This is a genomic window from Klebsiella sp. GG_Kp146, from assembly GCF_040061975.1.
GTDB classification, from domain to species: Bacteria; Pseudomonadota; Gammaproteobacteria; order Enterobacterales; family Enterobacteriaceae; genus Klebsiella; species Klebsiella quasipneumoniae.
This window is the reverse complement of sequence record NZ_JBEAHA010000041.1, coordinates 108,973-117,468: the sequence shown is the minus strand read 5'-3', so window position 1 is coordinate 117,468 and position 8,496 is coordinate 108,973. Positions and strand designations below refer to the sequence as shown.

The window sequence follows — 8,496 nt, the reverse complement described above, 5'->3', positions numbered from 1 at the left end:
GGCTGACCGGCATGCGGATCGTAAACCGGCTGCTGATACTGTGCAGGCTCGGGTTGATAGCCCTGCGGCGCAGGCTGTTGTCCGGCATGCGGATCGTAAACCGGCTGTTGATACTGCGCTGGCTCTGGCTGATACGCCTGCGGCGCGGGTTGCCCCGCTGGCGGCTGATAAGCAGCCTGCTGGAACGGGGCGGGTTCAGGCTGGTAGGCCTGCTGCGGCGGATAGCTGGCTTCTGGCTGATAAGCCGGCGCAGCGCCCTGATGGCCCGCCGTCGACTCGCCCCACGCCTGCGGCGCGGCAGTGGCCGCCGCCGCTGCGCCCACCGGCTCAGCGATACTGTGGCCGTTCAGCAACGGATCGTAAGGGTCGAAATCGCCCGGGCGCGCGGCGCTGGCGCCGGAAAATAGCACATCATTCTCTGCGGGACGCGCGGCGCTGGCGCCGGAAAACAGTACATCGTCGGCGGCGACAGGCGCACCGCTGGCGCTGTACTGCACGGCCTCTTCCCCGTCGTCCATCCGTTTGCCGGAGAAAAGCGCCGCGTCGGTTTTACGTCCCATAGGGTTGGTAAACTTCTCGGCCAGACGTTTACGCCGCGCCAGCGCGCTGCGCAAGATACGGGCCCGACGCGACTCCTGGGGGGTTGCCGCCTCTTCGTCGTCGTACTCTTCATCGTCGTCTTCGTATTCGCCTTCATCGACCCAGGTATCATCCCGACGGGTGCGGTTGCTGGCAAAGGTGAGTACGGACAGGATGCCGCCGCCCAGTTTTTCCGCAATGCTGACCCACGACCAGCCGGTAAACAGCGTCAGGCCGGCCGCCCAGATGCACAACAGAGCGATGGTGCCGCCGCTGCTGTGCAGCAGCGGTTGCAGGGTGGTGCTCAGCAGGCTGCCAATCACCCCGCCAGAGGCGAAGTACCAGATATCATCGGCGTTAATCGCCGCCAGACCGCAGGAGGTCAGGATCAGGGCTAACGCACCGATGAGACGCAGAGAAACGGCGAAATAATCAATGTATTCGTCGTTTTCCTGATGCCGCCAGGCAAACCAGCATCCGCCGATGATGATCACCGGGATGGTATAGGCCATGACGCCAAAAATGAAAAACAGGGTATCGGCAAGCCACGCGCCGGGGGCGCCGCCTAAATTATGAATAGGCTCATGCCATGCCGTTTGCGACCAGCTTGGGTCCGAGGGGTTAAAGCTCAGTAATGCCGCCATCAGCCAGATGGCGAAGAGGGAGCAAAGGATGAGCATCGCCTCAAGGAGTCGGCGCCCGCTGCTGAGTTTGGTAAGTTTGACTTCTTTGTCTTCGGTGTATTCCTGGCTCAAGAAAGGCTCTCCAGGTATCAGGCTGTTTCCTGCCTGCTGCTAAAACGGACAACAGCGCCGGGTCTCCCCGGCACTGTTGCTGTATGGATTAACAGGAGTGTAATCAAACTACGTCGAGTTTGCACCTGTTCCGTGTTAGCGCGTCTTAATAACCAGACGATTACTTTGCTTGACTTCTTCCATTACCACATAGGTACGGGTGTCGTTAACGCCCGGCAGGCGCAGCAAGGTCTCGCCCAGTAATTTACGATACGCTGACATATCCGGTACGCGGGTTTTCAACAGATAGTCGAAATCCCCGGAAACCAGATGACACTCTTGAATTTCTTCAAGTTTTTGCACTGCGGCGTTAAATTGCTCAAACACATCCGGTGCGCCACGATTCAGAGTAATCTCAACAAATACCAGAAGTGATGCATCCAGATAATGCGGGTTGAGCAGCGCCGTATAGCCCTGAATAAAACCCTGTCTTTCAAGACGACGCACACGCTCAAGGCAAGGCGTCGGAGAAAGTCCCACCCGTTTAGAAAGCTCGACGTTAGAAATTCGCCCATCTTTTTGCAATTCATTCAGGATGTTACGATCAATGCGGTCGAGATCTTTGCCAGGGCGCTTCTTGCTATCTACCATTATTATTGTCTCTCTGTATTCCTTCCCTACTCCTGTTCCGGCTCTGTGCCTTCACTGCCAGAGCCCATCCTGTTATTACCCGTACGACATTAGGTAACCCAGGGGTACGTGAGAAGCCCGTTGCCTGACGGCAGTCACCGATATCACGCATGGCGTCTGTCCACACCATGCGTAGATTTCGTTAACCCGGATAAAAATGGCATTTGCGTGCATGAAAATTCGCCGCACGCCAAATACTGCTTTTCTTCTTCCTTGAATGTTTTCGCAAAAGCACAGGGGATTGTCAAAGCAAAACATCGATTTTTAGTACAAGATGCCAGATATTCATCATCCACCCTGGTTGATTCTCATTTTTTCGTCTTATAATTGCCCCGCCAACAGTAGAAATAGTTATATTCCTTGCCGGGAAAATCGCCAATTCATCGGCCGCTTCTATTGCACATATCGTTAACAAAATCGCTGCGCTCTTTTTTTACGACAACAAATTCCCTACAATCCCAGCCCAATGTATGCCAATTATTATGGGGATCTCATGGGCACAGCCAAACACAGTAAACTGCTTATTCTTGGTTCTGGACCTGCGGGATACACCGCGGCGGTCTATGCCGCGCGCGCCAACCTGCAGCCGGTGCTGATCACCGGGATGGAAAAAGGCGGTCAGCTGACCACCACGACGGAAGTGGAAAACTGGCCAGGCGATCCGAACGATTTGACCGGTCCGCTGCTGATGGAGCGCATGCACGAGCATGCCGCGAAATTTGAAACCGAGATTATTTTCGACCATATCAGCCGCGTCGACCTGCAAAACCGGCCGTTCCGTCTGACCGGCGACAGCGGCGAATACACCTGTGACGCGCTGATTATCGCCACCGGCGCTTCAGCCCGTTACCTGGGTCTGCCTTCCGAAGAAGCCTTCAAGGGCCGCGGCGTTTCCGCGTGCGCCACCTGTGACGGATTCTTCTATCGCAACCAGAAAGTGGCGGTGATCGGCGGCGGCAACACCGCGGTTGAAGAGGCCCTGTATCTGTCGAACATCGCCTCTGAGGTACATCTGATCCACCGTCGCGATTCCTTCCGTGCGGAAAAAATCCTCATCAAACGCCTGATGGACAAAGTGGCAAGCGGCAACATCGTGCTGCATACCGATCGCACCCTCGAAGAGGTGACCGGCGACCAGATGGGCGTCAGCGGCCTGCGTCTGCGCGATACCAAAAACAGCGACAACGTCGAGTCCCTGGAAGTAGCCGGTCTGTTTGTCGCCATCGGCCACAGCCCGAACACCGCCATCTTTGAAGGTCAGCTGGAGCTGGAGAACGGCTACATCAAAGTGCAGTCCGGTATCCACGGCAACGCGACCCAGACCAGCATCCCGGGCGTGTTTGCCGCCGGCGATGTCATGGACCATATTTATCGTCAGGCTATCACCTCCGCCGGCACCGGCTGCATGGCGGCGCTGGACGCTGAACGTTACCTCGACGGTCTGGCTGACGCGTGCAAATAATCTTTACAAGTCAGTAACAAAGGTAAAGAAGGCGACGAAAAGTCGCCTTTATTTTTGCCGCGATGTAACATTGCCGTGCCCAATATTCCCATAACGACACCTGCTAAGCGCGCAATGAATAAAACCCGTCAACAAGAGTTAACCCGCTGGTTAAAACAGCAAAGCATTATCTCCCGTCGCTGGTTGATGATTTCCCGCCTCCTCGGCGTGGCGAGCGGTCTGCTGATCGTGGCGCAGGCCTGGTTCCTGGCGCGGATCCTGCACCGGATGGTGATGGAGAATATTCCTGCGACCGCCCTGCTGCTGCCGCTGACCCTGCTGGTGCTGACCTTTGTGCTGCGCGCCTGGGTGGTCTGGCTGCGTGAACGGGTCGGCTTTCAGGCCGGACAGCATATTCGCTATGAAATTCGCCGCCAGGTGCTCGACCGTCTCCAGCAGGCGGGCCCGGCGTGGATCCAGGGTAAACCGGCCGGCAGCTGGGCGACGCTTATCCTCGAGCAGATCGACGATATGCATGACTATTATGCCCGCTACCTGCCGCAGATGACGCTAGCGGCCTGCGTGCCGCTGCTGATCGTTATCACTATTTTCCCGATCAACTGGGCCGCCGCGCTGATCCTCCTCGGCACCGCGCCGCTGATCCCCCTGTTTATGGCCCTGGTTGGGATGGGCGCCGCCGATGCCAACCGGCGTAACTTCCAGGCGCTGGCCCGCCTCAGCGGCCACTTCCTCGACCGTCTGCGCGGCATGGAAACCTTGCGTATTTTTCACCGCGGTCAGGCCGAAACGGATAATATTCGCGACGCCTCACAGGATTTTCGCCAACGCACCATGGAAGTCCTGCGCCTGGCGTTCCTCTCCTCCGGAGTACTGGAGTTTTTCACCTCGCTCTCCATTGCGCTGGTAGCGGTTTATTTCGGCTTCTCATACCTGGGCGAGCTTAACTTCGGCCACTATGGCGCGGGCGTCACGCTGATGGCGGGCTTCCTGACGCTGATCCTCGCCCCGGAGTTTTTCCAGCCATTACGCGACCTGGGCACCTTCTACCATGCCAAAGCCCAGGCCGTCGGCGCTGCGGACAGTCTGAAAACGTTTATGGAAACCCCGCTGACCCAGGTGGAGCGTGGCGAAAAAACCTTAAATGATAACGATCTGATTGGCGTGGAAGCGCGCGATCTGCTGATTAAATCCCCCGACGGGAAAGTCCTCGCCGGGCCGCTGAATTTTTCACTGCCTGCAGGCGCGCGGGTGGTGCTGGTGGGACAGAGCGGCTCAGGGAAAAGTTCCCTGCTGAACACCCTGCTCGGCTTTTTGCCCTATGAAGGTTCGCTGAAGGTCAACGGCGTGGAGCTGCGCGAGCTGGACGCCGATCGCTGGCGTCGCCTGTTAAGCTGGGTGGGGCAGAATCCCCAGCTTCCTGCCGCCACGCTGCGGGAAAATGTGCTGCTGGCGTGGCCGGAAGCCAGCGATGCCCAGCTTCGGCTGGCGCTGGACAAGGCCTGGGTGAGCGAGTTTATCGCTCTGCTGCCGGATGGGATCCATACCGCCGTGGGCGATCAGGCGGGCCGTCTGTCGGTCGGCCAGGCGCAGCGTATCGCGGTCGCCCGCGCGCTGTTGGTGCCGTGCCGCCTGCTGCTGCTGGATGAACCCGCCGCCAGCCTCGACGCCCATAGCGAACAACGGGTCATGCAGGCGTTGACCCACGCCTCCACCCAGCAAACCACGCTGCTGGTTACCCATCAGCTTGAGGGACTGGCGGACTGGGATGCCGTCTGGGTGATGCAGAACGGACAGATTATCGAACAAGGCGACTACGCCACGCTGGCCCGCGCCGGCGGGGTCTTCTCGGCGCTGTTGGCCCATCGTCAGGAGGAGATTTAAATGCGCGCGCTCTTACCCTATCTGGCACTGTATAAACGCCACAAATGGATGCTGCTGCTCGGCATCGTACTGGCTATTGTGACCCTGCTGGCCAGTATCGGCCTGCTGACGCTCTCCGGCTGGTTTCTCTCCGCCTCTGCGGTGGTGGGCGTCGCCGGGATCTACAGTTTTAACTATATGCTGCCCGCCGCGGGCGTCCGCGGCGCAGCGATTATCCGTACCGCCGGACGCTATTTCGAGCGTCTGGTCAGCCACGATGCCACCTTCCGCGTGCTGCAGCACCTGCGCGTCTTCACCTTCAGCAAACTGCTCCCCCTCTCTCCGGCGGGGCTGGCGCGCTTTCGCCAGGGGGAACTGCTCAACCGCGTAGTCGCCGACGTCGACACCCTGGATCATCTCTACCTGCGGGTCATTTCGCCGCTGGTCGGCGCGCTGGTGGTGATTGTGGTGGTGACCTGCGGATTAAGCCTGCTCGATGTTACCCTCGCGCTGACGCTCGGCGGCATCATGCTGGTGACCCTGCTGGTTATGCCGCCGCTGTTCTATCGCGCCGGTAAACCGGCCGGAGAGAGTATGACCCAGCTGCGCGGTCAGTATCGACAACAGCTTACCGCCTGGCTGCAGGGCCAGGCGGAGCTGATGGTGTTTAACGCCAGCGACCGCTATCGCGCGCAAATGGAAAAAACCGAGCTCAGCTGGCAGGACGCGCAGCGTCGCCAGGCCGAGCTGACCGCGCTTTCACAGGCGCTAATGCTGTTAATTGGCGGAATCGCCGTGGTGGCCATGCTCTGGCTGGCCTCAGACGGCGTCGGCGGCAACAGTCAGCCCGGGGCGCTGATCGCCCTGTTCGTCTTCTGCGCCCTGGCGGCTTTCGAAGCCCTGGCGCCCGTCACCGGCGCTTTCCAGCATTTAGGTCAGGTGATCGCCTCCGCGCTGCGGATCTCGCAGATCACTGACCAGCAGCCGGAAGTCTCCTTCGTTGAGGGCGAGGCCAGCAGGCCTGCGCAGGTGGCCTTAACCTTCAGGCAGGTCACCTTCCGCTACCCGCAGCAGCCCTCCCCCGCCCTGGAGAACATCTCCCTGCAGATTGCCGCCGGGGAACATATCGCTATTCTTGGCCGAACCGGCTGCGGAAAGTCGACGCTGTTGCAGTTGCTCACCCGCGCATGGGATCCGGCGCAGGGAGAGATATTGCTCAACGACCAGCCGCTGTCCGGGCTGAGCGAAGCCACCCTGCGGCAGTCAATGAGCGTGGTGCCGCAGCGCGTGCATCTGTTCAGCGCCACCCTGCGCGACAACCTGCGGCTGGCGGCGCCTGAGGCTGATGACACTCTGCTCTGCGCCACCCTTGAGAAGGTAGGCCTGGAAAAACTGCTGGAAGATGGCGGACTCAACGGCTGGCTGGGCGAAGGCGGACGCCAGCTTTCCGGCGGCGAACTGCGCCGGCTGGCCATTGCCCGCGCGCTGCTCCACGATGCGCCGCTGATGCTGCTGGATGAACCGACAGAAGGTCTGGATGCCGCCACCGAAAGCCAGATCCTGCATCTGCTGGCGGAAGTCATGCGCGAGAAAACCGTGCTGATGGTCACCCACCGCCTGCGAGGCCTGGCGCGTTTTAATCAGATAATAGTCATGGACAACGGCCAGATAATTGAGCAAGGTAGTCACGCGGAGCTGCTCGCTAAACAGGGCCGGTACTTCCAGTTTAAACAGCGTCTGTAGGCTATTATCTAATTTTTGCTGATGCGTATTGAGGTTAAAATGCGTCTGGTTCAGCTCTCCCGGCATTCTATCGCCTTCCCTTCTCCGGAAGGCGCCCTGCGTGAACCTAACGGCCTGCTGGCGCTCGGCGGCGATCTAAGCCCCGCGCGTCTGCTGATGGCCTATCAGCGTGGTATTTTTCCCTGGTTTTCCCCCGGCGACCCGATCCTCTGGTGGTCGCCCGATCCCCGGGCAGTGCTTTGGCCGGAGCAGTTCCATCTCAGCCGCAGCATGAAGCGCTTTCATCAGCGCTCCCCCTACCGCGTCACGCTCAATCATGCCTTTGGCGAGGTGATTGAGGGCTGCGCCAGCGATCGTGACGAAGGCACCTGGATAACCAGCAGCATCGTTCGCGCCTATCACCAGCTGCATGAGCTGGGCCATGCCCACTCTATTGAAGTCTGGCAGGAGAATACCCTGGTGGGGGGAATGTACGGCGTGGCGCAGGGGGCGTTGTTTTGCGGCGAGTCGATGTTCAGCCGGGCGGAAAATGCCTCTAAAACCGCGCTGCTGGTATTTTGCCAGGACTTTGCGCAGAGCGGCGGTAAATTAATTGACTGTCAGGTGCTGAACAACCACACCGCGTCATTAGGCGCAGTGGATATTCCCCGCCGCGATTATCTGGACTATCTGTCGGTATTACGCGGCTACCGTCTACCCGAGCGATTTTGGGTACCACGGGTGCTATTTCCGGGCGGATAATAAAATGTTTTCAGCACATTTTGCGTCAGGATGGTATAATTGCGCGGTAGAGTAGCTTCTGCCTGTTGCCCCGCCGCCGTTTGGGAATAATAAGAGTCAGATAACGCCCATCGTTCTGTCACTCCCCTTTACGTTTGCGCCTGTCACGCGGCATGGCCGTGTGTGTCCCGGGCAATGCGCCAAAACTACTTCGGCGATTCATACCCGTCATATTTCCATTGCCGGCGTGCTGACTGCGCGCCTTGCGGTAAGGTGAATGATTCAGGGTAGACACGTAAAACTTTACTTACATGATGAACTTCGGCATTATCTTGCCGGTTCAAAACTACGGTAGTGATACCCCAGAGGACTAGATGGCCAAAGAAGACAATATTGAAATGCAGGGCACCGTACTTGAAACGTTGCCTAACACTATGTTCCGCGTAGAACTGGAAAACGGTCACGTGGTAACCGCGCATATCTCCGGTAAAATGCGTAAAAACTACATCCGCATTCTGACGGGCGACAAAGTGACTGTTGAGCTGACCCCGTACGACCTGAGCAAAGGCCGCATTGTCTTCCGTAGTCGCTGATTGTTTTCGCCACTAAGGCGTCAGATGCTGAAGGCCGGGATAATTCCCGGTCTTTTCATTTCTCCCGCCAGCCAGCAAAAAAAAACCGGCCAATGGCCGGTTTTTACATGCAAGA

General features: G+C 58.6%; 7 protein-coding genes. 5 read left to right on the top strand and 2 right to left on the bottom strand.

Annotation, left to right across the window (positions count from 1 at the left end):
• Nucleotides 1-1,334, bottom strand: a 1,334-nt coding sequence (locus ABLU95_RS24010; RefSeq protein ID WP_348880444.1) for a DNA translocase FtsK 4TM domain-containing protein, incomplete at its 3' end; no start/stop codon positions are given.
• Nucleotides 1,335-1,469: 135 nt separating this feature from the next.
• Entirely contained in the window at nucleotides 1,470-1,964 is a 495-nt protein-coding gene (gene lrp / locus ABLU95_RS24005; RefSeq protein WP_000228469.1) for a leucine-responsive transcriptional regulator Lrp, read from the bottom strand.
• A 532-nt stretch (nucleotides 1,965-2,496) separates the two neighbouring features.
• Here lrp and trxB point away from each other — a divergent pair.
• The 5 genes from trxB to infA all read left to right on the top strand — a co-directional run bounded on the left by trxB (nucleotide 2,497) and on the right by infA (nucleotide 8,381).
• On the top strand, nucleotides 2,497-3,465 hold the full coding sequence (gene trxB, locus ABLU95_RS24000) for a thioredoxin-disulfide reductase (RefSeq protein ID WP_002898019.1): 969 nt from the start codon (nucleotides 2,497-2,499) through the stop codon (nucleotides 3,463-3,465).
• Nucleotides 3,466-3,579: 114 nt separating this feature from the next.
• The gene (gene cydD, locus ABLU95_RS23995; RefSeq protein ID WP_023289008.1) at nucleotides 3,580-5,346 is read left to right on the top strand and encodes a cysteine/glutathione ABC transporter permease/ATP-binding protein CydD; all 1,767 of its coding nucleotides are present in this window, start codon (nucleotides 3,580-3,582) and stop codon (nucleotides 5,344-5,346) included.
• The gene (gene cydC / locus ABLU95_RS23990; RefSeq protein ID WP_023289007.1) at nucleotides 5,347-7,068 is read left to right on the top strand and encodes a cysteine/glutathione ABC transporter ATP-binding protein/permease CydC; all 1,722 of its coding nucleotides are present in this window, start codon (nucleotides 5,347-5,349) and stop codon (nucleotides 7,066-7,068) included.
• 39 nt (nucleotides 7,069-7,107) lie between these two features.
• Complete coding sequence (gene aat, locus ABLU95_RS23985; protein WP_023289006.1) at nucleotides 7,108-7,809, top strand: leucyl/phenylalanyl-tRNA--protein transferase; 702 nt, start codon at nucleotides 7,108-7,110, stop codon at nucleotides 7,807-7,809.
• A 353-nt stretch (nucleotides 7,810-8,162) separates the two neighbouring features.
• Nucleotides 8,163-8,381: a translation initiation factor IF-1 gene (infA, locus tag ABLU95_RS23980; protein ID WP_001040187.1), complete on the top strand. Its 219-nt coding sequence runs from the start codon at nucleotides 8,163-8,165 to the stop codon at nucleotides 8,379-8,381.
• The last annotated feature ends 115 nt before the right edge of the window (nucleotides 8,382-8,496 follow it).

What these genes read in the sequence shown, in the direction of transcription:
- infA (WP_001040187.1), top strand. Translation starts at nt 8,163, where the DNA reads ATGGCCAAAGAAGACAATATTGAAATGCAGGGCACCGTACTTGAAACG.
- trxB (WP_002898019.1), top strand. Translation starts at nt 2,497, where the DNA reads ATGGGCACAGCCAAACACAGTAAACTGCTTATTCTTGGTTCTGGACCT.
- cydD (WP_023289008.1), top strand. Translation starts at nt 3,580, where the DNA reads ATGAATAAAACCCGTCAACAAGAGTTAACCCGCTGGTTAAAACAGCAA.
- cydC (WP_023289007.1), top strand. Translation starts at nt 5,347, where the DNA reads ATGCGCGCGCTCTTACCCTATCTGGCACTGTATAAACGCCACAAATGG.
- aat (WP_023289006.1), top strand. Translation starts at nt 7,108, where the DNA reads ATGCGTCTGGTTCAGCTCTCCCGGCATTCTATCGCCTTCCCTTCTCCG.
- lrp (WP_000228469.1), bottom strand. Translation starts at nt 1,964, where the DNA reads ATGGTAGATAGCAAGAAGCGCCCTGGCAAAGATCTCGACCGCATTGAT.